This window comes from Sporosarcina limicola (assembly GCF_014873855.1).
Taxonomy (GTDB): domain Bacteria; phylum Bacillota; class Bacilli; order Bacillales_A; family Planococcaceae; genus Sporosarcina; species Sporosarcina limicola.
The window spans coordinates 326,430-351,111 of sequence record NZ_JADBEL010000001.1; the positions used below are offsets into that span (position 1 = coordinate 326,430).

24 protein-coding genes are annotated in these 24,682 nt (G+C 40.7%); 2 read left to right on the forward strand and 22 right to left on the reverse strand.

Annotated elements, in window-relative coordinates; genetic code table 11:
* Window positions 1-21: 21 nt before the first annotated feature.
* The 11 genes from H4683_RS01665 to H4683_RS01715 form a co-directional block, all read right to left on the reverse strand.
* Entirely contained in the window at window positions 22-771 is a 750-nt protein-coding gene (locus H4683_RS01665; RefSeq protein WP_192597075.1) for an ATP-binding cassette domain-containing protein, read from the reverse strand.
* Window positions 764-1,576: an ABC transporter permease gene (locus H4683_RS01670; protein WP_192597076.1), complete on the reverse strand. Its 813-nt coding sequence runs from the start codon at window positions 1,574-1,576 to the stop codon at window positions 764-766. The genes H4683_RS01665 and H4683_RS01670 overlap by 8 nt, the downstream gene beginning before the upstream one ends.
* Complete coding sequence (locus tag H4683_RS01675) at window positions 1,573-2,544, reverse strand: ABC transporter permease (RefSeq protein ID WP_192597077.1); 972 nt, start codon at window positions 2,542-2,544, stop codon at window positions 1,573-1,575. Before H4683_RS01675 ends, H4683_RS01670 begins: the two co-directional genes overlap by 4 nt.
* The gene (locus H4683_RS01680) at window positions 2,534-4,105 is read right to left on the reverse strand and encodes an ABC transporter substrate-binding protein (RefSeq protein WP_225941809.1); all 1,572 of its coding nucleotides are present in this window, start codon (window positions 4,103-4,105) and stop codon (window positions 2,534-2,536) included. Before H4683_RS01680 ends, H4683_RS01675 begins: the two co-directional genes overlap by 11 nt.
* Before the next feature lie 139 nt (window positions 4,106-4,244).
* The gene (locus tag H4683_RS01685; RefSeq protein ID WP_192597079.1) at window positions 4,245-5,069 is read right to left on the reverse strand and encodes an urease accessory protein UreD; all 825 of its coding nucleotides are present in this window, start codon (window positions 5,067-5,069) and stop codon (window positions 4,245-4,247) included.
* Window position 5,070: 1 nt separating this feature from the next.
* Window positions 5,071-5,682 carry an urease accessory protein UreG gene (gene ureG, locus H4683_RS01690; protein WP_192597080.1) on the reverse strand — a complete coding sequence of 204 codons (612 nt, stop codon included), beginning with the start codon at window positions 5,680-5,682 and terminating at the stop codon, window positions 5,071-5,073.
* A 187-nt stretch (window positions 5,683-5,869) separates the two neighbouring features.
* Window positions 5,870-6,556, reverse strand: coding sequence for an urease accessory protein UreF (locus H4683_RS01695; protein ID WP_192597081.1), 687 nt, complete (start codon window positions 6,554-6,556; stop codon window positions 5,870-5,872).
* Complete coding sequence (ureE, locus tag H4683_RS01700) at window positions 6,549-7,004, reverse strand: urease accessory protein UreE (protein WP_192597082.1); 456 nt, start codon at window positions 7,002-7,004, stop codon at window positions 6,549-6,551. Before ureE ends, H4683_RS01695 begins: the two co-directional genes overlap by 8 nt.
* Window positions 7,005-7,014: 10 nt before the next feature.
* Window positions 7,015-8,727 (reverse strand): urease subunit alpha, encoded by a 1,713-nt coding sequence (ureC, locus tag H4683_RS01705; RefSeq protein WP_192597083.1) that lies wholly within the window; start codon window positions 8,725-8,727, stop codon window positions 7,015-7,017.
* Window positions 8,724-9,047 carry an urease subunit beta gene (locus tag H4683_RS01710; protein WP_192597084.1) on the reverse strand — a complete coding sequence of 108 codons (324 nt, stop codon included), beginning with the start codon at window positions 9,045-9,047 and terminating at the stop codon, window positions 8,724-8,726. Before H4683_RS01710 ends, ureC begins: the two co-directional genes overlap by 4 nt.
* Window positions 9,048-9,111: 64 nt before the next feature.
* The gene (locus tag H4683_RS01715) at window positions 9,112-9,414 is read right to left on the reverse strand and encodes an urease subunit gamma (RefSeq protein ID WP_192597085.1); all 303 of its coding nucleotides are present in this window, start codon (window positions 9,412-9,414) and stop codon (window positions 9,112-9,114) included.
* Window positions 9,415-9,972: 558 nt separating this feature from the next.
* On the opposite strand from H4683_RS01715, the gene H4683_RS01720 reads away from it, so the two are divergent.
* Window positions 9,973-10,902: an urea transporter gene (locus H4683_RS01720; RefSeq protein WP_192597086.1), complete on the forward strand. Its 930-nt coding sequence runs from the start codon at window positions 9,973-9,975 to the stop codon at window positions 10,900-10,902.
* Between the two features lie 674 nt (window positions 10,903-11,576).
* Here H4683_RS01720 and H4683_RS01725 read toward each other — a convergent pair.
* From H4683_RS01725 to H4683_RS01755, 7 genes are all read right to left on the reverse strand, one after another.
* Window positions 11,577-12,053: an acyl-CoA thioesterase gene (locus H4683_RS01725; RefSeq protein WP_192597087.1), complete on the reverse strand. Its 477-nt coding sequence runs from the start codon at window positions 12,051-12,053 to the stop codon at window positions 11,577-11,579.
* Between the two features lie 139 nt (window positions 12,054-12,192).
* Window positions 12,193-13,116, reverse strand: a complete 924-nt coding sequence (locus tag H4683_RS01730) for a S66 peptidase family protein (RefSeq protein ID WP_192597088.1) — start codon at window positions 13,114-13,116, stop codon at window positions 12,193-12,195.
* Window positions 13,117-13,220: 104 nt separating this feature from the next.
* Entirely contained in the window at window positions 13,221-14,237 is a 1,017-nt protein-coding gene (locus H4683_RS01735) for an ABC transporter ATP-binding protein (protein ID WP_192597089.1), read from the reverse strand.
* A complete protein-coding gene (locus H4683_RS01740; RefSeq protein ID WP_192597090.1) occupies window positions 14,234-15,253 on the reverse strand; it encodes an ABC transporter ATP-binding protein in 1,020 nt (339 codons plus the stop codon). The genes H4683_RS01735 and H4683_RS01740 overlap by 4 nt, the downstream gene beginning before the upstream one ends.
* 13 nt (window positions 15,254-15,266) lie before the next feature.
* Window positions 15,267-16,322 carry an oligopeptide ABC transporter permease gene (gene opp3C / locus H4683_RS01745; RefSeq protein WP_192597091.1) on the reverse strand — a complete coding sequence of 352 codons (1,056 nt, stop codon included), beginning with the start codon at window positions 16,320-16,322 and terminating at the stop codon, window positions 15,267-15,269.
* Window positions 16,319-17,251: an ABC transporter permease gene (locus H4683_RS01750; protein WP_192597092.1), complete on the reverse strand. Its 933-nt coding sequence runs from the start codon at window positions 17,249-17,251 to the stop codon at window positions 16,319-16,321. Before H4683_RS01750 ends, opp3C begins: the two co-directional genes overlap by 4 nt.
* Before the next feature lie 136 nt (window positions 17,252-17,387).
* On the reverse strand, window positions 17,388-19,049 hold the full coding sequence (locus H4683_RS01755; RefSeq protein WP_192597093.1) for a peptide ABC transporter substrate-binding protein: 1,662 nt from the start codon (window positions 19,047-19,049) through the stop codon (window positions 17,388-17,390).
* A 126-nt stretch (window positions 19,050-19,175) separates the two neighbouring features.
* On the opposite strand from H4683_RS01755, the gene H4683_RS21850 reads away from it, so the two are divergent.
* The gene (locus tag H4683_RS21850) at window positions 19,176-19,532 is read left to right on the forward strand and encodes a DUF3899 domain-containing protein (RefSeq protein ID WP_192597094.1); all 357 of its coding nucleotides are present in this window, start codon (window positions 19,176-19,178) and stop codon (window positions 19,530-19,532) included.
* A 29-nt stretch (window positions 19,533-19,561) separates the two neighbouring features.
* Here the strand turns inward: H4683_RS21850 and H4683_RS01765 are convergent, their stop codons facing one another.
* The 4 genes from H4683_RS01765 to H4683_RS01785 all read right to left on the reverse strand — a co-directional run bounded on the left by H4683_RS01765 (window position 19,562) and on the right by H4683_RS01785 (window position 24,674).
* Window positions 19,562-20,488 (reverse strand): dipeptidase, encoded by a 927-nt coding sequence (locus H4683_RS01765; RefSeq protein ID WP_192597095.1) that lies wholly within the window; start codon window positions 20,486-20,488, stop codon window positions 19,562-19,564.
* Between the two features lie 52 nt (window positions 20,489-20,540).
* Entirely contained in the window at window positions 20,541-20,732 is a 192-nt protein-coding gene (locus H4683_RS01770; RefSeq protein ID WP_192597096.1) for a hypothetical protein, read from the reverse strand.
* A 634-nt stretch (window positions 20,733-21,366) separates the two neighbouring features.
* Window positions 21,367-23,118, reverse strand: coding sequence for an ABC transporter ATP-binding protein (locus H4683_RS01780; protein WP_192597098.1), 1,752 nt, complete (start codon window positions 23,116-23,118; stop codon window positions 21,367-21,369).
* Between the two features lie 434 nt (window positions 23,119-23,552).
* The gene (locus H4683_RS01785) at window positions 23,553-24,674 is read right to left on the reverse strand and encodes a YcaO-like family protein (RefSeq protein ID WP_192597099.1); all 1,122 of its coding nucleotides are present in this window, start codon (window positions 24,672-24,674) and stop codon (window positions 23,553-23,555) included.
* Window positions 24,675-24,682: the final 8 nt, after the last annotated feature.

A 24,682-nucleotide genomic window follows, 5' to 3' on the forward strand; every position in this document is an offset into this window, starting at 1 on the left:
AGCTTGCTCAATTCACTCCCTTCAAAATCGACTGTCAAGTAGTCGCTTTGTATAAGGATGCCCCGGCTGTTTAAAAATCGTCGCCACACTTCCTGTTTCCACTACTTTCCCAGCCTGCATAACAACCATTTCATGTGCCACTTCCACCACGACATCTAGGTCATGTGTGATTAATAAAATCGTTGTCCCCTGCTCTTCATTTAAACGCTTCAATAATTCGATGAATTCCTTTTGCAACACCCTGTCGAGTGACGACGTCGGTTCATCTGCGATTAGAAGGTCTGGCGCCACATACAAAGCGCAGGCAATCATGCAACGTTGCAACATTCCGCCTGATAACTCAAATGGATACTGTTTCAATATATCCACGGAAAGCTCGAGTTCATCCAATAGGCCAGTCATTTTCGTACGGAACTGTTGAACAGTGTCCCCTCTTCGTCCACCAGAAAACGTATACAGCTGTCGTTCCATTTTCACAGACGGATTAAAACTATTCGCCGCATCTTGGAAAATTGTGAAGATATGCGTTTTCCGTATGGCGTCCATCTCTTTTTTCGAAGCATCTAGTAGATTCCGTCCATTAAATAGAGCGTGTCCAGTCGCCTTCGCACCAAGTGGCAAGATAGTAAGTAGAGCCGCGATAGTCATACTTTTTCCACTGCCGCTTTCTCCAATAATCGATGTAATCTTGCCAGGTCGAACCGAAAATGCACTCTCTTCCACAACACATTTTCCGTCGATTTCAATCGTTAATCGATCCACATTAAGCATCCAATCGCCTCCGTCTTGGATCTTTCAACACTTCTCCGATGAAATTAATGGCTAGAATCGTCAAGAAAATCATGATTCCGGGAAACAATCCAATCCACCAAGCACCAATCAAAATATCATTTTGGGCGTAGAACAGCATATTCCCCCACGATGGAATCGCTGATGGTACGCCAATGCCAAGAAAACTAAGTGACACTTCGATGAATACCGCTCCCGTAAAGTTTACTAACGTGACGACGAAAATAGCAGGCACACTATTACGAAGCAGGTGACCAAAAATGATTTTCCACATGGGTGTCCCAAACATCTTCGCCATCTTCACAAATTCAGCTTCCTTCAATCGAATAAATTCAGAACGGACGATACGTGCCGTGACAAGCCAGCCTGTCACGCCAATAATAAGCGCCATACTCCACATGCCGCCTTGCATAAACGCTTGGAACGCCAAAATAAGTATGAGTGATGGAATCGTGATAAGTGCTTCAAGAAACCGCATCATAATTACATCAACAGCGCCACCAATATAACCGCTAATTCCCCCGTAAAGTACACCGATAATGAAGGACAAAATTACAGACACACCTGCAACAGTGAGCGTCACTTTGCCACCTTCTAGCAGACGGGAAAAAACATCGCGCCCGAGATGATCCGTCCCTAAAACATGTCCTTTTCCTGGTGGTTGATAGATTGTATCCATATCCATTTCATTGGGCCCATACGTTGAAAAGAGACCAGCAAAAACGGTCATCGCGACAATCAAACCGAGTACTACACACCAGAAAGCCAAAGATTTTCGTGATTTCATTTACTATACGCCCCCTTTCGCAATTTGGGGTCCACTCCGTACATGACGAGGTCGATGATGAGTAGACTACTAACAACGAGCAACCCAATAGAAAGGATTCCACCCATAATAAGCGGAAAATCTTTCGTCATAACCGCTTTTACCATCAGCTGGCCAAGACCCGCCCATGAAAAGAGGGATTCAACAATAACCGCCCCACCAAAGAACGAAGGTATCGTCATGCCTATGTAATTTAGATAGGGAATGGATGCATTGCGCAAAATCCCTTTTTGGATTTCACGTTTCGCGACCCCGTTCGCCCTTGCAACTAGTACATAGTATTTGTTGCTTTCCGTCTTTATACTTTCTTGAAGGAAGCGCGCGTAAATTCCTACGTGGGTTAAAATGATGACCGCTGCCGGCATAATAAGATGCCGAATTTTATCCATCAAACCCCCATCTCCTCCCACATCCTCTGTGCCAGATGACGGAAGAATCCCAAGCTTCACCGAGAAAAAGGAGATGAACAAAATCCCTAGCCAAAATGGCGGAATAGAAGACGACGCAATACTAATTGTCGATAGTCCTTTATCCCACATGGACCCAGCTTTCATACCCGCTACCGTTCCAAGCCAGATTGAACCCACTATAATGAAAAACATCGTCACGCTGAAAAGTAGTAACGTATTCGGCAACCGCTCAAAAAGAATGACAGAAACCGGTCGACCTTCCTTAGATGAATAGCCAAAATTCCCTTGTACAGTTTCCCAAAGCCAGGCACCGTATTGCACGATTACAGGGCGATCAAGCGAAAAAACACGGCTGATTCGTTCCTTTTCAGCGGCGTTCAATGTCTGTGCATTGCCGCCGTAAAAAGCCGTCGCCGGATCGCCAGGGGCCGCATGCATGATGAAAAAAGAGAGGAAGCTCACGATGAAGAGGACAATTATCCCCATCACCACTCGCTTCCCAATCCACTTACTGATCATTCCACTTCCACTCCTCAACGTTCCAGAGGAAACCAGATCCATGATGGCCCAGTATTCTTTCTTTCACGCCGCCCAAGTTTTTATTAATGCCATAAACTGCATCTTCGTACGCGATAAAGTCAAATGCAGGATCCTTGGCAAGCTCTTCTTGAAACTTCATGTAGATTACTTTTCGTTGTTCAGGATCCGTCGTTAAACGGCCTTTATCAAGTAATTCATCCACTTTTGCATTTGAATAGCTTCCGAAGTTATACCCGGAGCTTGTCAAACTCGACTGATTCGTATGGAACAAGATGTGGGTGTGCTGATTAGCATCGTAAGGACTGCCCCAGCCAACCATAAATGCCTCTGTTTCTTCAATCGTAATGGCACTCCAATCAAGCGCATCAACCTTGACATCCGCACCGATTTTCTTGAATCCTTCAGCGGTGTAGTTTGCCATATTAACACGGACTGTATCCGATACAGGGGCCGTGATTGTAAACGCTAATTTATCACCATTTTTGTAACGGAAACCGTCCTGTCCTTCTTTCCAGCCCGCTCCGTCCAGAAGTTCTTTCGCTTTTTTAATGTCGTATACATACTTCTCTACGTTTTCGTTGTTGAAAGCATGTTTTTGAAGCGGCGAATAAGCTTCCGTACCGTATCCTTTCAAAATACCTTTAACGATTTGAGTACGATCTGTCGCATAGCTAAATGCACGTCTTACATCAACATCTTTCCATAAATCCTTGTTCATATTGAAAAGAATACCGCGATAATCTGCAGATTCAATCGCGTAAATCTTGATGTTCTTTTCTTTTTCCAACTCTTCAACCTGTACAGGATCGAGTAGCGTCATATCAACTTCTCCAGATTTGAGTTGCAGTGCACGCACATTGCTGTCTGGAATGAATTTAAAAATTACTTTTTCAATCGAAGGTTTTGTTCCGTGGAAATTAGCATAAGCTTTTAGTGTTAAACTGGTTCCGCGATCCCATTTATCAAACATGTACGGACCTGCACCGATTGGATGACTGTTGAATTCAGCCTTCCGCATGTCAACATTTTCAAATGCATGCTTTGGCAGAATTGGAACTGTCAATTTATCAAGTATGGGTGCAAATGGGTGTTTCAACTTCAGTACAAGTTTGTGATCGTCAATTTTCGTAACCGAATCCACTTCAGTGAAATCCGCTTTTAAGAAAGATGCATTCTTATCATCCAAAATGCTTTCAATTGTGAAAATAAAGTCATCAGCTGTAAGCAGTTTTCCGTCATGAAACTTGATGTTGTCCTTTATGACGAATGTATAGGTTAACTGATCTGGAGAAACAGTATAGGATTCTGCAACATCTGTACTCGCTTTGTTATTTTGATCGAACCTCATAAGACCCCGGAATAACAATGCATCTAGGTTCGTTTCCTCGAGAATCGGATTGAGTCCCTCGAATTCAGATTCAGAGGCGTACACGAGGCGGCTTTCTTTCGTTTGAACATTATTCTCCTCTTTTTTCATACAACCGGAAATAACCAATACTAGCATAATGACAATAAGAAAATATTTTGTATTCTTTTTCAACATAATGTCCTCCATCTAGAAAAAAATTAACTCATTATCGCCGACATCCTAAATTCCAAACTTTTAAGCTCTCTATACACTATCCCCACATTTTTATTTCATAACCCAGCAAATAATAGTATTTACTGGGTTATGACCATTAATATTTCCTTAAAAAACTTGGAGTTATATTAAACCATTCTCTACTGATAATACTGTGACACTCAGCGAAAATTCGTTCGATGGTTTGCGTGCTATTCGCTAATACTCTCAGGGTAAATCCTGCAGTAGGTAGTAACGACAGTCCCACTTTAAACTCTTTCGTATCCTTATGAATCGCCTGATATAACCGGTCAATAAGTTCCGGATCCGTTTCTTCACCAATCACAATCATGGAACCTAAATGGGAAAAACCTTCCATGTAGCCGAGCGCATCCATGTTTTGAGTTGCTGGACTTAATTTAATGTGATCATAAACAACTAGTTCGTTTTCCATATAGATTTCATTGATTAATTGAAGCATATTATAGCTAAATCGGTCGCCATCCGGAGACCAGCCCGGCGTAATAATATCCGAAAAAAGGAGTTTAGCACCTTTTTTCATGCGAATCACCGTTTTTTGTTTATAGCAAGCATCTCGATAGCCAATGATTGGATCAGGTATATATTCAAGATAACTGCCTTCTTTCAGGTCTATTTCTGTTTCCTGATAGGCAAGTGATTTAGGTGTTTTGTATATTTTTGTTGCCGATTGTGTTGTTAAGGTTAATTTTGTTTGTTTGTCCAATGTAAGCTGTATTCTATAGCGGTCACCGTCTAAATAGCCTCCGCCGGGGTTTAGAATGTAGTAACAAGCTTGTCCGGATTCGTCATGATAAATGGGACGCATGACTTTATATGCCCCTTGGAAATACACATTTCTTGCAACGGTCTTTCCATTCCTCACCTCGGCATCCAAACGTAGGATCCCTGTCCAGTTTTCCATGTTACTCTAATCCTTTTAATAGCACATTTTTCCGAATCCAATCAATGATTTGATCCAGACCCGTGTCATCTTTTAGATTTGTAAAAACAAAAGGTTTATTTCCACGGAAAACCTTCGTATCCGACTCCATAACTTCCAAGCTTGCTCCGACATAAGGTGCTAAATCTATTTTGTTAATGACAAACATATCGGACTTAATCATCCCTTGGCCGCCTTTCCTCGGAATTTTTTCTCCTTGAGCGACGTCAATAATATAGATGGAAAAATCGACAAGTTCCGGACTGAAGGTAGCGGCGAGATTATCACCACCACTTTCAACGAAAATCAGTTCAACGTCTGGGTGCTTTTCTTTTAATTCATCGATGGCTGCAAAGTTCATAGAAGCATCTTCACGTATCGCCGTGTGAGGGCATCCCCCTGTTTCTACGCCAATGATACGATCAGCAGGCAATACGCCGTTTTGCATTAAGAATTTCGCATCTTCTTTTGTATAAATATCATTCGTCACAACAGCCATGCTGATTTCATCTTTGAAATAACGGGTTAATTTTTCAACCAACATTGTTTTTCCTGCACCAACAGGTCCACCTACACCAATTTTAATAGGTTCCATGACTAACACTTCCTTTTTTTTTATTCAGACTCAAGCACCTAGCACCTCGAGTCGCTTTTCGTTGTTGTCCAGCTTCAGCGCCTAAAGGCTCGGGTCATATGCCCGTCCGGCTATGCGGCAAAGAACGCCGCTCCGCCAGCCCGTCTTATGCCTGTCGCCTTTGAACAGGCGCTTTCGCTTTTCGTTATTAAGACATAAAGATTCGAATGTTTACCCGTTCGTGTTTCATTTGGGATAGCTCTAAGCCGGGGGAGACGATTCCGAAATCTTCTTCATCCAAGCCTTGAATTTTTTCTGTTGCCCTGTTTAAAGGACCCTGAAATTGTTGAATGGTTTTTTGACCAGCAGTCTGTCCTAAAGGGATAGCCCGTACAGCATTTTGAACAAGAGTCGAGATTGTGGAGTACAAATAATAGAGGGTAGTGGTTGATTTTGGAACTCCCAAATGATGACCTATCATCGTGAATACAATCGCGGGATGTCCAAATGATTGCTTATTGGTAATTCGTTCACGATAGTCTAAAAAAACAGGGATATCATATAAGGATTCCATAAGTTTCAACATCCGCTCCCCTATTCTTTGCGTCCCTTCTCTCGTTTCACGTGGCAGATTTTGCACAGTCAGCATACGGTCTAATTGCCATACTTTTTGTAAGTCATCTTTCTCCAATGCTTCATATACAAGACGGGAAGCGAGCCCATCTGAATAGATGAGCTGCTCATTCAAATACACGTTGAGCCATTGTAAAAATGATGCTTGATCATGTACCCGGTCTTCTTGAATATAGCTTTCCAGGCCATATGAATGACTAAAAGCACCTGTTGGAAAACTCGAATCACATAGTTGGAATAACGACAGAATGTTATCATCCATGGCTATGCCCAATATGACGAAATGCTTGCTTCACTTTTCGATCTTCACGTTTATAAGGAATTTGAAGCTCTTTCAGCAAATCTTCAACAAGATAATCATACTGGACGAGCATGTCGTTATCTTCAAATTGGGCAGGGAGATGACGATTTCCTAATTGATGGGCAATCGTCCCCATTTCATTCAAATCGCGCGGGCTTATAATCAATAAATCATCCGAGATAACTTCAATCACAATCAGGTTTTTATCATCCATATAGAGGACATCGCCTGCAACTAGGTCACGTGATTCTGTTAAGCGTATACCGATTTCTTTGCCGTGATCCGTCGTGACCAGTTGAACCCGTTTCACCAAATACGCACTTTCGAGATAGACTTTTTCAATATGACGTTTTTCAATTTCTTCTTTTTCCAGGTCTTCGATATTCAGTAGGATTTTCTCAACTATCAATACTTTCACCTCAAAATAGGAAATACCGTTGCCCCATCGATACTTTATCAACAGGATCACATGTAATTAATTCCCCGTTTATTTTTACTTCATATGTTTGTGGGTCTACTGTAATGTCTGGCGTTTCAGAATTAAGTTTCATGTCCTTTTTCGTTAATTTCCGAATACCGTGAACGGGAAGAACCACTTTTTCCAATCCTAGTTTTTCATGTACTTTATCATCAAAAGCAGCTTGTGAAATGAATGTAATTGCACTCTTGGCTAATGCTTTTCCCATTTGTGCATACATCGGACGATAGATAACAGGTTGTGGTGTTGGAATCGATGCGTTGGCATCTCCCATTAAACTCTCGGCAATAAATCCATTTTTAAGGACTATTTCAGGCTTCACGCCGAAGAATGCTGGTGACCAGATGACTAGATCCGCAAATTTCCCAACTTCTAATGAACCGACATAGTCAGAAATTCCGTGCGTAATCGCTGGGTTGATCGTATATTTTGCGATATAACGCTTCACACGATTATTATCGGAAAGCTCGCTGTCACCCTCCATTGTTCCACGTTGCTTTTTCATTTTATCGGCAGTTTGCCATGTACGCAAAATGACTTCCCCGATGCGGCCCATTGCTTGTGCATCTGAGCTGACCATACTGAATACGCCCATATCTTGCAGGATATCTTCAGCGGCAATCGTTTCTTTTCTAATCCGTGAATCTGCAAACGCAAGATCTTCAGGTATGGATGGGTTTAAATGATGGCATACCATTAACATATCCAAATGCTCATCCACCGTATTCACCGTATAAGGCAACGTCGGATTTGTCGAAGATGGAAGAACGTTCATATAGCTGGCTGATTTGATCAAGTCAGGAGCATGTCCTCCGCCTGCACCTTCTGTATGGTACATATGAATGACGCGGTCTTTAATGGCTGCTATTGTATTTTCCATAAAGCCGCCTTCATTCAAGGTATCCGCATGAACTGCTACTTGAACATCATACTTATCAGCAACTCGTAGTGCATGGTCAAGTGCTGATGCTGTGGATCCCCAGTCTTCATGAACCTTCAGACCGATTGCTCCGGCCATTACTTGCTCAATAAGTGGTTCTTCTGCTGCCGCTTGCCCTTTACCAGTGAATCCTACATTGATTGGCATTCCTTCTGCCGCTAATAGCATACGATGAATATTCCATTCTCCAGGTGAAACCGTTGTGGCTTTTGAACCTGCAGCCGGGCCTGTTCCGCCACCAATAAGCGTCGTAAGACCAGAAGCGAGTGCTGTTTCGATTTGAGCGGGGTTGATAAAGTGAACATGCGAGTCAATTCCGCCCGCAGTGACAATCATTCCTTCTCCGGCAATGATTTCTGTTGAAGCACCAATTACAATATCAACATGATCCATTATTAGAGGATTACCAGCCTTACCAATCCCAGCAATTTTCCCGTCACGAATCGCAATATCGGCTTTGTAAATGCCTGTGTAATCTAGGATAACGGCATTTGTAATGACTACGTCTGGAACGCCATCTTTTCTTGTTGCTAGCGGATGTTGACCCATTCCGTCACGTATAACTTTCCCGCCACCGAACAAAACTTCGTCACCATATGTTGTATAATCTTTTTCAATCTGGATAAGTAGTTCCGTATCCGCTAGGCGAATGGAATCTCCTGTAGTCGGACCGTACATTTGCGCATATTGTTTTCTCGACATTTTAAAACTCATTTGTTGGACCCTCTTTCTAGTGACCCGTCAACTTTATTGTTAAATCCATAAACACGTCGTTCACCGGAATAATCGATTAACTCTATTTCTTTTTCATCACCAGGCTCAAAACGAACTGCAGCACCTGCTGGGATATTCAAACGTTTCCCGTAGGCTTCTTCTCTAACGAATTTAAGGGCTTCATTCACTTCATAAAAATGAAAATGAGATCCTATTTGGACTGGGCGATCCCCAGTATTTATTACTAAAAGTGTAGATACGGTTTTCCCTTGATTTATGATAATGTCTTCTTCTTTTAAAAATAATTGTCCCGGTTGCATTTACGTATTCCTCCTATCAGTTCTATCCCGCATTAACGGCAGTAATATCCCAACTACGTTCACTTTATCTAATCGGGTTATGAACTGTTACCAATTTTGTACCATCAGGGAATGTAGCCTCAACTTGAATGTCGTGAATCATCTCTGGAATACCTTCCATGACATCTTCCCGCGACAAAATTGTTGCGCCGTATTCCATTAATTGTGCTACTGTTTGTCCATCCCTTGCGCCTTCAATCACTTCATAGGTAATGAGTGCGATTGATTCAGGATGATTTAACGTCAATCCTCTTTCTTTTCGTCTTTTAGCAAGATCTGCGGCGACAACTATCATGAGCTTGTCTATCTCACGCGGTAATAAATGCATTAAAAAGCCTCCTTGTTTTCTTACTGAGTAATGTACCCACCTTCATAAAGAAAATACCAGAACGGGGCAATCCTATTTCTGTTGAATAATAAAAAAATCAATCATTCACCACTAATAATATCCATTATTCACTAGCACAAAAAGAAAATAGGAAAACCGAGCTATTTTAATTGAAAAGATAAAATAGTTCGGTCTTAACTTAAAATTTTTGTCGGTTTTTAGCGAAACATAGAATATCACCAATAAAAAACCATTGATTCTTTTACTATGTTAGAATATCATGATTTATATGGAATAACCAGCTTCAAGTTAATTACATTATTTCTCAGGAAATTACAAACCAGAATTTACTTTTCTGCATTTTGAGTTAAAAATATTCTCTTTTCATTAAATAATTGCTTAAATAAGACGATATCTTTAATTCAATTAAATGGAAAAAATAAATAGGTTAGATTGTCTTTGAGAAAGGGGATAATAGCTAATTTAGGCTTGTCAAGAGGGGCGGATTTCTGCTTCCCTTTATTAAAAATCGGTTGCTAATAAAAGAGGAGCTTATTTATGCAAGAAAACAAACGCAATTCATTCATTTCTTTACTAGAAGCTTCTTTCAAAGGAGTCTCCCAAGTCATATTCATTGAAAATGTCGTCACTGGATTTATTATCCTATTAGCAATAACGCTATCTTCTTATTCCTTAGGTGTGATTGCGCTGTTGTCCGCAATCATAGGTACTCTTGTGGGGAAAGTCGGTGGTGCGGATGAAAAAATTATCAACCAAGGATTAATGGGCTATAACTCCGTGCTATCAGGAATGGCCTTAGCATTATTTCTAAGCGGACCTTATATGTGGATAGTAGCGTTAGTTGGGGCTGCTGTCGCTGCAATTCTTACAGCGACTATGATGCATTTTATGAAGAATACAGGAATTCCAATCCTAACATTCCCTTTTATCATCCTGACATGGTTCACACTGCTTGCTTCTTACAAATTAGATGGGATTCAGTTAAGTTCGACATTGGCACCTCAAAATTTAAACAGTTGGAAATTAAACACAGCAGGGGAGATTCACTTACTAGACGCAATTTTTAATGGTATCGGGCAAATATTTTTTCTTACAAATGCTATACCGGGAATTTTAATTTTTATTGCTGTATTTTGGGCGGGAAGAAAGCTTGGTTTCTATGCGGTAATTGGTAATTTCTTCGCTTTACTTACGGCATATGCGTTAGGTGGAGAACACACATTGATGATGCTAGGCCTATATGGTTATAATGCAATTTTAACCATTCTGGCTGTATCGGCAGTATTTACTACTGACCAAAATCGTTTTTCACCATTAACAGGCATTATCGCAGCTTGTCTAACAGTGCCTATAACAGCAAGTATAAGCATATGGCTTTTACCCTATGGACTCCCAGCCTTAACGATGCCTTTTGTTCTTTGCACATGGCTGATACTAGGCGCAAGGAAAATCCTTCCTAGATTGTGATTGGAAATCAGTCGCTCGCGCGGTAGATTGGTCGCTTCGACGATGGAATCAGTCGCTTGCGCGATAGATTGGTCGCTTCGACGTGGGAATCAGTCGCTCACGCGGTAGATTGGTCGCTTCGACGTGAGAATCAGTCGCTCGTGCGGTAGATTGGTCGCTTTGACGTGGGAATCAGTCGCTCGCGCGGTAGATTGGTCGCTTTGACGTGGGAATCAGTCGCTCGCGCGGTAGATTGGTCGCTTCGATGGTGGAATTAGTCGCTCGCGCGGTAGATTGGTCGCTTCCATGAGAGAATCAGTCGCTCGCGCGATAGATTGGTCGCTTCGACGATGGAATCAGTCGCTTGCGCGGTAGATTGGTCGCTTCGACGAGAGAATCAGTCGCTCGTGCGGTAGATTGGTCGCTTTGATGAGGGAATCAGTCGCTCGCGCGATAGATTGGTCGCTTCGACGATGGAATCAGTCGCTCGCGCGGTAGATTGGTCGCTTCGATGAGAGAATCAGTCGCTCGTGCGGTAGATTGGTCGCTTCGATGGTGGAATTAGTCGCTCGCGCGGTAGATTGGTCGCTTCGACGTGGGAATCAGTCGCTTGCGCGGTAGATTGGTCGCTTCGACGTGGGAATCAGTCGCTTAACACAAAAAAGTCCGCAAATGAATGCGGACTTTTTCCTTATTTAATGCTTCAATTCATTTCGTAATTTACGGTGTTCACGCCGGGCGACTGCTGTTTCGAATAATCTCGTTTCCACTTCGGTTTCCGGGAATACGCCCGGTACAGGAGTAGACTTATTATTTTCATCCATGGCAACCATCGTTAGAAATGATTCCGTCGTTAGTTTTGTTACACCTGTCAAAAGGTTCATGGAATGGACTTTAACGAATACTTCCATAGAAGAACGACCCGTTGAACTGACAATTGCTTCGAGTTCCAGTACGTCACCTACTCGCGCGGATGAAAGGAAATCTACTGAGTCAATTGATGCCGTGACAACAGCTGTGTGCGCATGTTTCATAGCCGTTATCGCGGCAATTTCATCTATATATGAAAGAACATGGCCCCCAAAAATAGTCTGCAAATGATTCGTATCTGGCGGCAATACAAGTTTCGTCTGGATTGTGCGAGACTGGCCCATCGGTCGTTTTTCTGTCATCTATTTTTCCCCATTTCACTAATCGAGTCTATAGCCAGTATACCTATTTTCGAGGGAAATGACCGCATTTCAATTTAATTTTTCACAAAAAATCAGAAGTCCATATTATTTTTTATGAACTAAACAACGTCAGATTGTCTCACTCAACACCCGGCAAAATCGTCAGTGTGCGATTATCCGCGTCGAGTTTCGCTCCAACGCCAAGTGGGATAGCGAAATGCGGCTGGCAATGACCCATTTTAAATCCTTTAACAACAGGTTTGCCAAGGTCGCCAAAATAATGAGCAAACACTTCAGCGAGCGTAAGCGATGCTTTGCCCTTTTTCGGTTCCACAGCCGAAAAGTCACCCACAACAATTCCAACTGCATCCTCTAATTTCCCAGCTAACCGCAATTGATTCAACAAGCCATCGATACGGTATGGCTCTTCACCGACATCCTCGATGAAAAGAAGTTTCCCTTTTGTATCAATTTCAAATTTCGTACCGATTCCACTAGCGAGAAGTGATAGATTCCCACCGACAAGTTCACCTTGTGCCACACCACCGTTAATGGTTTCTAGCGGTGAAATCTCCTCTGTATAATGAAGTTCCATCGGCTCGAACAGCTGTTGAAACATTCTAGCAGATAATTCATGGAATGTTTCCTTCCCCACACAGGATGCAAGCATTGGACCGTGGAACGTTACAAGATTCGAATACAGTCCCATTGCCGTGTGGAGGAATGTGATATCACTGAATCCCCAAAAGATTTTTGGATTCTCCTGCATCAGTTGCAAGTCAATCTTATCGGTATAACGTGCAGATCCATAACCGCCACCTGCACAAATAATTCCCTTCACACTCGGATCCGCGAACATATCATGTAAATCTGCTAATCGTTCTTCATCCGTCCCTGCTAAATAGCCGTACCCATTTTTCACACTCTTTCCAAACCGCCATTTCAAACCGAGCTGTTCAAGAAATGCGAGCGACCGTTCAAGATTTTCCTGATTCGGCGGACTGGCTGGAGCAATGATGCCAATTGTATCTCCTTGTCGAAGTCGTTGTGGACGTATTTTCATAGTAACTCCCTTTCCATTGCTTATTTTCATGTTTATGCATACAAAAAGCTATAACCCCAAAGGATTATAGCATTTTATCATCACTATTCCGACAAGACGGTCTTTTAGCAATCGTGAAGTGCAACTGCATCTTCACGAGACATAACCGTTTCATCATACAAATGGCACGCAACAAAATGATTGGGTTCAGCTTCCCTATAGACTGGTTCAATTTTAGAACAGACATCCATCACATTCGGGCATCGTGTTCTGAATCGACAACCACTTGGAATGTCAATCGGGCTAGGGACATCCCCTTGTAAAATGGTTTGTTCCCTCGACCTCTCCATATCGGGATCCGGAATCGGGATGGCCGACAGCAACGCCCGTGAATAGGGATGGAGCGGCTTTTCATAGAGTGTATCACTCGCTGTAAGCTCCACAATTTTACCCAAATACATCACTGCGATTCGATCACTGATGTATTTCACCATCGACAAATCATGCGCGATGAATAAATACGTTAACTCTTTCTCTTCTTGAAGCTTTTTCAGCAAGTTTACAATTTGCGCTTGGATTGATACATCGAGCGCGGCTATCGGTTCGTCCGCAACGATGAATTGGGGTTCTACCGCTAAAGCGCGGGCGATACCAATACGTTGCCGCTGTCCCCCACTAAATTCATGCGGGTAGCGTTGTGAGTGCTTTTTACTAAGGCCAACGAGTTCCAATAGTTCGTTCACTTTCTCTTCCCGCTCCATGCGCGAAAGTTCCGGAGAATGAATGACCAATCCTTCTGAAATAATTTCCATTACAGTCATCCGTGGATTAAGTGAAGAATAAGGATCCTGAAAAATCATTTGCATCGCACGCTTTTTTTGTTGTTGGACCGCCTTATTTTGTTTGGTATGGAGTACTTCATTATCAAAAATGACTTCCCCGCTTGTTGGCTCATAAATTTGCGTAATCGTCCTGCCAACTGTGGACTTCCCACAACCAGATTCCCCAACAAGGCCAAGTGTTTCACCTTTCTTTATCGTGAAACTAATCCCATCTATCGCCTTTAGTGTACTCGTTTTGCCCATTTTAAAATGCTTCTTTAAATCTTTTACTACTAATAAATCCTCGTTTTTTTTCATCATTTCGCACTCCCAACTTCTTCTGGGATATGTGTCAACGGAGTTCTAGCATCCTGCAACCAGCACATCACCGTATGACTCTCATTTAAATGTGTATGTTCAGGTAAAAAGTCATGACAAACCTTCATTGTATAGGGGCAACGCGCCGCAAAAGGACATCCCGTCCCAAGTGTCGCTAAATCAGGTGGCGAACCAGGAATCGGTATCAGCGGCTCTGACCTGCTTGCACTCAAGTTAGGCATCGAGCGTAAAAGCCCCAGTGTATACGGATGCTGTGGCTGATAAAAGATCTCGTCCAACGTCCCTTGTTCTACAATTTCGCCTGCGTACATGACGGCAACACGATCCGCCATATTTGCCACGACACCTAGATCATGTGTAATAAGGATAATCGCCGTATCCATTTTCTCCTGCAAGTCCTTCATTAATTGTAGAATTTGCGCTTGTATGGTGACGTCAAGGGCAGTCGTCGGCTCATCTGCTATCAAAATCCGCGGATTACAGGCCAGTGCCATGGCAATTACGACACGCTGTCTCATGCCCCCAGAAAACTGATGAGGATACGCTTCGAGTCTTTCTTTCGCATTGGGTATGCCTACAAGTTCCAGCATTTCTAACGCCTTCTGCTTGGCAACCTTTTTAGAAAGGTGTTGATGTTTTAAAAGCCCTTCCATAATTTGCTTTCCAATCCGCATCGTCGGGTTTAAAGAAGTCATTGGATCTTGGAACACCATCGCAATTTCCGAACCTCTCACTTTCTGCATATCACTCAATGAAAGATTGAGTAAATCCCGTCCTTCATATGTGATATCGCCTTCTGAGATCAATGTATTATGCTTTGGCAGAAGTCGCATAATCGTCTTTGCAGTTACGGATTTCCCCGAACCTGATTCGCCAACAATCGCTAACGTCTCCCCTTTATTCAACTTGAAATTCACACCCCGTATAGCCGTTACCGTACCGGTTTGGGTCTTGAAGGAAACGTGCAAATTATTGACTGCCAATATTTCTTCTGTCATTGATGACCCTCCCCTATTTCCTCATTTTCGGATCTAACGCATCTCTTAATCCGTCTGCTAATAAGTTGAAACAAATCATAATCGTACTGATAACAAGTGCTGGGAAAATAAGCTTATACGAGAAAAAACGTATTGATTTATAGCCATCTTCTATCAACACACCTAACGAAGCAAGTGGCGCCTGTAAACCCAGCCCTATGAAACTTAAAAATGCTTCAAAAAATATTGCAGTAGGAATCGTGAACATAACCGTGACAATGATGGGGCCCATAACGTTCGGCATCAAATGCTTCCAGATTAACCTAGCGTTTGAAGCGCCCAACGTCTGAGAAGCCAAGACAAACTCCTGCCCTTTCAGTTGTAAAATCTGACCACGTACGACACGCGCCATGCCAACCCATCCTGTAATCACCATTGCCAAGATAATCGAGCGAATACCCGGCTCCAATATGAGGATGAACAGGATGATGACAATCAAGTTCGGGATTCCTATAAGAACCTCTATAATCCGCTGCATAATAGTATCTATTCTACCGCCATAAAAGGAGGAAATTCCACCATAAATAACGCCTATAATCAAATCTAACGTTGCGGCAACAAGTGCGATGAAAAGTGAAATTTGAGTTCCCTTCCACACCCTGGTCCATAAATCCCGACCGAATTCATCTGTTCCGAACCAATAATTCGTTTCCACATGCTGCGCTTCATAGACATCCATCCCTTTAGAATTTTTACCATCAAAGCCGAGCCATTCAAGACCCGAGACTTTTGGCGGCATATTGGAATGTGCTAAGTTTTGGCTTCGGTAGGTATGGTCATTCATAGACGGTCCAACGATAGCAACAATGATCAAAATCACAAGGGCAAAGAGCGCAATCACGGAGCCTTTATTTTTAAATAGTCGATGGAAAGCTTCCTGCCAAAAAGAAACGGACGGTTTTGAGATTTCCTCTTGCCCTGCAGTATCCAGCGGTGCAGGTACGAACAGATCAGCAGTAATTTGATCACGATTGTTAGTTTGAGCAGCTTTTAATTCATCAAGATGCTGTTCTTTACTTGTAGTCTTCATACCTGTCCCCCCTCTTTGTATTCAATACGGGGATCGAGGAACCCATATAATAGATCCACAATGAAAACGATGACGATGAACAACGTACTATAAAAAAGTGTGATACCCATAATGACACTATAATCGAGCACAAGTATGGATAACGTAAACTGTTCCCCTAAACCGGGGACGCCGAAAATCTTCTCAATCACGAGCGTTCCCGTCATAATTGAAACCGCAAGTGGCCCAAGCATCGTCACAACGGGGATCAGTGCATTTCGAATGACATGCCTTGTCACAACGACCGATTCCCGTAACCCTTTGGATCTTGCGGTGATTACATAATCCTGTCCCAGCACTTCGAGCATTTCACTCCGGATAAAACGTGCAACCGTCGCGATGACGGTCACCGAAAGCGCAAACGAGGGCAGTAACGTACTGTCATAACTTTCCCACAAAGCAACAGGAAGCCATTCCAGCTTTACGCCGATATAATATTGGAGTAAAGCCGCAAAAACGAATGATGGGATAGACATGCCAAGCACCGCCAAGGTCACTGATCCATAATCGAGGATTGTATTATGTTTTAGTGCTGAAATGATGCCCAGTACCAATCCTACAAGCGTTCCAAAAATGAGCGCTTGCAATCCTATGAGCGCTGACGGGCCAACACGATCGACAATCATACTTTTAACAGTACGGCCCTCGTATTGAAATGAATACCCCAAATCACCTTGTAAAAGGTTGCCTATATAACGGACATATTGTATTGCGGCAGGCTGATCTAATCCGTACTTGGCATTTAATATGACAAGCTGTTTATCGGACAACTTTTCCGGGTTCGTAAACGGTGTTCCAGGAAGGAATTGCATAAGGAAAAAAGTTAAGGTAATGATGATAAATAACGTGACAATCATGAAACCAAGCCGTTTTATCATATATCGCTTCAAATCAGACACCCCAATTCTTTGAAAAGTTCATGTTCAACGTTCGTACAATTCAGACTAATTAAGCAGGAGTTATCCCAATCAAAAACGCGGATGCACCAGTTGGTTACACCCGCGCCCTTTTCCACTTTATTGTCTATTATTCCTCAATATAAGCCCATTGGTAAGACGTATCTGCACCTGTTGGATGATCTACAAGTCCTTTTACTTTATTGTTAAGAAGAACCGACGATCCCCGTTGATAAAGCGGTGCGACTGCAACGTCATCTTCTAAAAAGATTTTCTCAATATTAAGCAATAGTTTGTAACGCTTGCTTAGGTCTGTCTCTCCGCGCGCTTCTGTAACTAATGCATCGAGTTTAGGATTGTAGTAATCCATACGGTTTGCTGAACTTCCTTTTACCCACATATCCAAGTATGTCATCGGATCTCTGTAATCAGGACCCCATGTTGAAAGAGAAAGGTCATATTTAATTGCTTTTTCAATTTCAAGACGTTGTTTGAATGGTACAGCTTTGATTTCAAGTTTGAAACCAGGAAGATTGTCTTCAAGCTGAGCTTGTAAAAATTCAGCTACTTTCTTCATTTCGTCTGTATCAGCGATGTTCAATGAAACCTTCACTTCTTTTTGCCCGATTTCAGCTAGCGCTTTTTCCCAATACTCTTTCGCTTCTGCCGGTGTTCCTTTGTTGAAATCTCCATTGAGTTCTCGATAATCTACCTTATCCGGTGAGAAGTAAAATGATTCTGCAACCACCCCGTAGATTGGTGAAGAGCCATCTTTCAAAATAACATCCGTCAATCCCTCACGGTCAATCGCCATGTTGACAGCTTTGCGGAGATTGACATTTTTCAATGCAGGGTTGTTATGATTGAATCGTAAGAAAACTGTACCGGCGGCTTTCACATTTTTGAAGTCTTCCTTTTCCTTATATTGATCGACAAGTGCAGATGTCAACTTGACACGATCAATTTTACCAGTTTCATAAAGATTAATGCCTGAAGAGGGGTCTTTTACTACAAACACATTGACTTTTTCAAGTTTAACATTTTCTGCATCCCAGTAATCTTCGTTCTTTACCATTTCCCAACCCTGTTCTTGTGTCCAGTTTACAAGTTTGAAAGGGCCATTTGCTAAGATATTGTCCGCTTCAAGGGCATATTGATCGCCAAGCTTTTCAACAAATTTTTGATTTTGAGGTAGGAATGTTGCAAATGCAAGCAATGTTTTAAACAAAGGATTCGGACTTTCGAGCGTTACTTCAAGTGTTTTATCACCTGTCGCTTTTATGCCAAGCTCTTCAGCATCCATTTCCCCATTCATAATTGCTTCTGCATTTTTAACACCCGCAGTGACGATCATATAATTATAAGCGCCATTATCTTTCATAACACGTTTCCAAGCATATTCGAAGTCCGCAGCAGTTACGGGGTCACCATTACTCCATTTTGTATCCTTTAGAGTGAATGTATGAACCATTTCATCATCACTCATCTCGTGTTTTTCAGCTAATGCAAGGACAGAATCGTTATCCTGATTTTGACGATATAGCCCTTCATTCACATTGTTTAATACGTTAAAAGCAATTGCATCATGCGCTTTCGTCGAGTCCAAAGTAGGAATATCCGATGGCTCACTCAAATTGAGTACTTGGTCGACTTTTTCGCCGCCTTCTTTGCCATTATCCTCTTTCTTTGGTTCATCTTCTTTTTTGTTTGATGAACTGAAGTTACATCCCGATAAAACTAGCGTAAAAATTGCAAGGAACATAAACCCTAACCATTTTTTATTCTTCATCATCAATTTCCCCCTTGTTAAATCTTTTGAATTTTATATAATTATATATGTAAATATCACAAATTACAATAACATTAATAATATTCTGCACCTTCCAATATTATCTAATTCAAGGAGCTGTTTAAAGAGATGAAAGATAGGTCCCTCATACTTCTAGCAATTATATTCACAGTCTCGGTTTCCATTTTATTGTTATTTTTTTCAGAAAGTATTATTTATTTTTTTGATGGGATATTTTACATCGGATTAATTCTGTTAATAATCGGGAGTGTATTGATGCTCATTCAAGCAGAATTCTTCAACGCCTTTGTAAAAAGTTCAAAGTACTTTTTTTCTGCTGTTAGTAAAAAGGAACAAGTAATTCGGGATGTTGAAAGCAGAAAGATAAATACAACAAGTTATAAAAGACAATTTTCCATCACTAACTATTTTCTACTACTTGGGCTCCTTTACTGCGTAATTAGCCTTATAGGTTCAATTGTTTAGGTGCCTGGTACCCACATAATTAAGACTTCTTACTTCGGACGATGGTCTAGGAAGTTTTGGTAGGCGAAGCCCTTCACTGTGTCTTCACTGTATCGTTTTAAAAGTTCATTTACCAAGTTAGGATACATTGAAGCATCTTCCAAATTGATAATTTTCTGTGTAATTCCATCGAAGTCGGAACCTAAACCAATTTGGTTTGCCCCTCCTAATGAGCAGAAGTGATCGATATGTTCAATAAGATTGGAAATTGTAACGTCCCCTTGCGCTTTCACAAATGGAGGACAATAGACGACGTGAATCATTCCATTTTTATTGAACATTGCCTTCGCTTGTTCATCCGAAAGATTTCGAACGTGATTGCATAATGATTTTGCATTTGAGTGACTTGCAATAGGGTACTTCGCTTCACCCATGACATCCCAAAAAGCTTTTTCACATAAATGGGATACGTCAGTGAGAATTTTATGACGATTGTTAAAGTCAACAATTTCTCTACCAAATGATGTAAGACCTGCTCCACGTTTTTCCCCTGCTCCGTCTGCCGCCAAGTTCGCATTATTCCAGGTAAGGCCGATTGACCGAACACCTAATTCATATAAAATCGACAGTTTTTGAAGGTCATTTCCGATTGCATCCACACCTTCTAATGTCAATAAAGCTCCAATCTCTCCCTCTTTCAAGTGATCGATATCACTCCATTCCTTAATCAGTTTCATATTCGGATTATTTGCAAGGACATCCGAATAAAAATAATGGATCTGATCTAAAGCGACTTGAAATTTTTCGTCCGACTTTATATCTGGATAGATGAAAATTGCGAATGCCTGTACTTTGACTCCGCCTTGTTTCAGTTTTTCATAGCTCATATCAAGCTCTGGAGCATTTTGAAACTTCAATTTCCCTTTCGATTCATATAGCTTTAGCAATACGTCACAATGTAGGTCAATAATATTCATTTTTACTTTCCCCCTTTTAAACTTATGTAATTTTCCGCAAATTAAACCCTTGTTATCCCCTACTTCTAACTAACATTCTTAGTCCAAAAAATAATGCCCAAGCCTGGTTATTTTCATCGAAAAAGAACTGTATTGGTTTCTCGAGAGGCGTAATGACAAGTGTTCTCTCGTCGCTCGCTCTAAGTGTGTAGGTTTGACCATCGATTATTGCCTTTATATTTTGCTGCTCTACAGAAATTGTCACTTTCAATCCTTCATTAGATGTATATGTACCAACTAATCGCTTTAATTGCTCTTTGCTTAAATTATAATGGGGTTCATAACTTCTCTTTTGGTCTATTGGAATCCCTAATACAACATTAACAGCGGCTAACCAAATAGCATCAGCACTTACTCCACTCCTATTTGTTAAAACTACTGCTACAATTCCTTTTTCACGTACAAATCCGAAATGGGATGATCCCCCGGCTGCCCACCACCATGTTCAACTAATGTGATTCCTCCGTAATTTGGTGTCATTTGTAAAGCATATCCATACGAACTTGTTTCATTTATTCGATGTACAGGCTCAGACATTCCGCGTAAAATTTTATCTTACCAGGAAAATGCCACCTATATCTGAATACACCAATGTATTAGACTCGTGAATTAATTTTAATCCTAACAAATATTTATGAATAGTACAACATAATTATTCAAAACAAAGAAACCGTCACCAGTTCCCCAGATGACGGTTTTACGTTTTAATTATCAGCCAAAACTGATTCGTTTTTTAACTTCATCAACAGTAATTTTTGCAATTCTACATTCTTGGGTTTGAGTCATTAGATTTATTTAAGTTATTTTTAGTTTTTTGAGTCTGAATCAACAAATTTATTCTAACAATTTATAAGGTTTAAACCTTGTCCACTGGAGAATTTTCTATATAGCTCATGTGTACGAATAAGTTCTTCATGACTCCCTATCCCAGTGATGCGTCCCTCTTCAAGGAAAATTATCTTATCTACGTGTGTTACTGTGGCTAGACGATGAGCGATAATAAGTGTAGTTCTGCCAAACATAAGGCGCTGAAGAGCAGTTTGTACATGCATTTCCGAGCCACTATCCAAATTTGATGTTGCTTCATCAAGTAAGAGAATTTGCGGGTTATGTAATAAGGCTCGTGCAATGGCAATTCTTTGTCGCTGTCCACCTGAGAGCTTTATTCCGCGTTCACCTACCAATGTATCGAACTGATTTGGTAGCTCTTTTATGAAATCTAGGGCATTTGCATCTTCAGCTGCCTTACTAATTCGATCCATGGAAGGAATTTTTTTTAATCCATATGCCATATTATCGAGAATAGTACCGCTCATTAAAGGGCTTTCTTGAGAAACGTAACCAATTCTACCACGCCATTCGGATAATGAAAGCGTTTGAATGTCTTTTTCATTAAATAATATCCTCCCGTTTGAAGGAGTATAAAATCGTTCAAGCAATGAAAATAGTGTTGTTTTCCCTCCCCCACTCGGACCAACAAATGCTGTTACTGTGCCATTTGGAACCTCAAATGATAAATCGGATATTACCTCACCCTTTTTATCATAAGAGAATCCTACATTTTCAAACCGGATATTGCCTTCCTGATTTATAGATTGACCTTCATCTCGCTCACTGTCCATTGTCAATATTTGCTGAATACGTTCTGTAGCCCCTACCGCCCTTTGAAAAGAAGTGAAAAAGGAAGCCATTTGCGATGAAGGTAACATAATTTGGAATAGATAGAATATTATAGCAATAAGTGCGCCTGCTGACAAAGAACCACTAGCTACTTGTATCCCGCCGTAACCTAAAATTACGATAAAAATCCCCATCATAATAAGTGTCGTAATGGGCGACACTATTGCTTGTATCTTAGCGTCCTTCATTCCATAGCGAAAAAGTTGGTGAATTACACGGTCGCCATTTCCGCTTTCTGAGTCTTCTGCCCGGTAAGTTTTAACAAGTCTTATCTCACTCAAAACACGACCTTGAAGCCCTGAAAATTTCGACATTTCTTCTTGTGTAGAACGTGCTACCCTATACATGATACGTCCAAGAGGAATAATTACAACCATGCATAATGGCACACTAACAAGCATAATAAGAGTCATCTTCCAATCAATAAACAAAAGGATTGTTATTGAACCAGTAACAGAAAGAATACTTGAAAAGAAAGTTACTAAATGAAATGAAATAAGAAACTTCAACGTGGAAGTATCTTGTGTGATTCGACTCATAGTCTCACCAGTTTCAATTTCATCATAATAGGTAATAGGTAGCTTTAATATCTTGCGCCATATTCTCTTTCGAAGATTAGCAACAATAGATTCTCCTATATATGATAACAAATAATAAGAACCACCAGCTGCAACTGCTTGGCTAATGAAAATTAGTATAAGTATGAAACTAATCTCCCAATTGAAGAAGTCCATTGTCATTGTATCAATAATATTTTTTGTTATCAATGGAATGATCAGTCCAATTGCAGTCTGAACGATTGCGAGTATAATAGCAATAACAGTTATTACAACTGGCCATTCAAGTGACCTTAAGAGTACTAAGAAATCTCTAATCGGTCTACCTGACTTTAAACTTTCCGCTACTTCCATGGAGTTCACCCTTTCTAATAATCACCACTCAGCTTTCAGAACCTCCGCCTAAGCGTATTCATTAGGAGCTCTCGACTTTCTTCATGTCCCTTGCCATTTAAAATTCATCATGAAAACAAACACCCTCTATGGCAAGTCGGAATTGTTGAAAAACCAGTATCATATTATAGTAGTTGTCCTCTATATAATGAATTAAAAGCATACCCAATTCATACAATATCCAATTTCCTATACAATATCTTACAACCTATTGATCAATTTATTACCCTGTTCAATTCACCGCATCTGAAATACCACGGTCAACTTATATAAATCCAAGATTCGCTATTGATGACTTGACTAAGTCTAACCACATAGGATTTTCACCCGCATAATTATGCAATCTTATGTGGTCGCTCCGAGGTTTGGATTGATAATAAAATAATTCCGTTATCTCACGGAAATGGTAATGCTCTCCCTCTATTTGGAAACCTGGAGACATTTAACGAGGAAGAATAAATGTAATCGGTGGGCTCCAAAAATGTTGTCAGCATATGGGGATATCCATTCAAGCTAACTACCTTCACTATTTTAGTAGGTAAATTTTTAATAACCGAAGGTATAAAAACTAGTTGAATATCTAAATTTAACGTAGTGCAAATTGTGCGAATTGATTCTATATAATTGAAATCAATATCTTCAGAGCAACAATAATCAATACTTTTGGATTTATCAAATAAATATGAGTATACTTCCCTTAGCTTTTTTGAGTCATAAGTACTAAAAAAAGTATGTGCATAAAAATGAGGATCAGACGATCGATCACCTTCATAATCGGGTGATTTTTCTTCATTTGATTTTGCAAAATCCTTATGCGGGCTAGTGCTGAAAAATTCGAAAAACTCCTCTAATGAGGAAACAATAGCCTTTTCCATACCCCAATTAGCACTAATACCCATTCCCATATACCTCTCTCCAAATCCTAAAGTCAAAATAACAGATACGTCGGGATGTAATGAAATGTCGAAAAAATATATGTCGTCTATGAAGTTCTTGGCTTTTTTAATCAAATAAATAACTTTTTCCGATGAAATAGATTTTAAATCGATTTGTTTACCTGGGGATTCTGTTAACCAATTATGAATTAAAGATTGTCTTTCGAAAAACTCTAGGAATGCACTATTTATTGTTTCAAAAGATCTAATATGAGAAGCGACTCCGCAAGAATCATTATACGCAGTATCCTTATCTAGATAATCCTCTAACACTCTTGTATGATAACAATGAACAATTTTTTCAAGGGGTACATAAGACTCTTCAAACTTTCTCAGGTCAAAAGACTTTACATATCTATTTTTAAAATTTCCAGCATTTAAATAGAGAGAGGTTCTTTCAATTTGTTCTCCGAAAGCAGCTTTTATTACTCTATTACTACCAAAATGAGTTGCACTACCCAGCGCTCCTTCTAAATAAGATGGAATTACAGAAACTTTTATTGGTGCCTCCCTCAATAAAGATTTAAAAACACTTAGCTCTTTTATTAAAAATGGTATTCCACTATTAGTTAGACTGTACAATACATTCA

Bases quoted from the DNA above. Each gene is read 5' to 3' on its own strand.
- H4683_RS01665 (WP_192597075.1), bottom strand. From the start codon at position 771: ATGCTTAATGTGGATCGATTAACGATTGAAATCGACGGAAAATGTGTT.
- H4683_RS01670 (WP_192597076.1), bottom strand. From the start codon at position 1,576: ATGAAATCACGAAAATCTTTGGCTTTCTGGTGTGTAGTACTCGGTTTG.
- H4683_RS01675 (WP_192597077.1), bottom strand. From the start codon at position 2,544: ATGATCAGTAAGTGGATTGGGAAGCGAGTGGTGATGGGGATAATTGTC.
- H4683_RS01685 (WP_192597079.1), bottom strand. From the start codon at position 5,069: ATGGAAAACTGGACAGGGATCCTACGTTTGGATGCCGAGGTGAGGAAT.
- ureG (WP_192597080.1), bottom strand. From the start codon at position 5,682: ATGGAACCTATTAAAATTGGTGTAGGTGGACCTGTTGGTGCAGGAAAA.
- H4683_RS01695 (WP_192597081.1), bottom strand. From the start codon at position 6,556: ATGGATGATAACATTCTGTCGTTATTCCAACTATGTGATTCGAGTTTT.
- ureC (WP_192597083.1), bottom strand. From the start codon at position 8,727: ATGAGTTTTAAAATGTCGAGAAAACAATATGCGCAAATGTACGGTCCG.
- H4683_RS01710 (WP_192597084.1), bottom strand. From the start codon at position 9,047: ATGCAACCGGGACAATTATTTTTAAAAGAAGAAGACATTATCATAAAT.
- H4683_RS01715 (WP_192597085.1), bottom strand. From the start codon at position 9,414: ATGCATTTATTACCGCGTGAGATAGACAAGCTCATGATAGTTGTCGCC.
- H4683_RS01720 (WP_192597086.1), top strand. From the start codon at position 9,973: ATGCAAGAAAACAAACGCAATTCATTCATTTCTTTACTAGAAGCTTCT.
- H4683_RS01725 (WP_192597087.1), bottom strand. From the start codon at position 12,053: ATGACAGAAAAACGACCGATGGGCCAGTCTCGCACAATCCAGACGAAA.
- H4683_RS01730 (WP_192597088.1), bottom strand. From the start codon at position 13,116: ATGAAAATACGTCCACAACGACTTCGACAAGGAGATACAATTGGCATC.
- H4683_RS01735 (WP_192597089.1), bottom strand. From the start codon at position 14,237: ATGATGAAAAAAAACGAGGATTTATTAGTAGTAAAAGATTTAAAGAAG.
- H4683_RS01740 (WP_192597090.1), bottom strand. From the start codon at position 15,253: ATGACAGAAGAAATATTGGCAGTCAATAATTTGCACGTTTCCTTCAAG.
- opp3C (WP_192597091.1), bottom strand. From the start codon at position 16,322: ATGAAGACTACAAGTAAAGAACAGCATCTTGATGAATTAAAAGCTGCT.
- H4683_RS01755 (WP_192597093.1), bottom strand. From the start codon at position 19,049: ATGATGAAGAATAAAAAATGGTTAGGGTTTATGTTCCTTGCAATTTTT.
- H4683_RS21850 (WP_192597094.1), top strand. From the start codon at position 19,176: ATGAAAGATAGGTCCCTCATACTTCTAGCAATTATATTCACAGTCTCG.
- H4683_RS01765 (WP_192597095.1), bottom strand. From the start codon at position 20,488: ATGAATATTATTGACCTACATTGTGACGTATTGCTAAAGCTATATGAA.
- H4683_RS01780 (WP_192597098.1), bottom strand. From the start codon at position 23,118: ATGGAAGTAGCGGAAAGTTTAAAGTCAGGTAGACCGATTAGAGATTTC.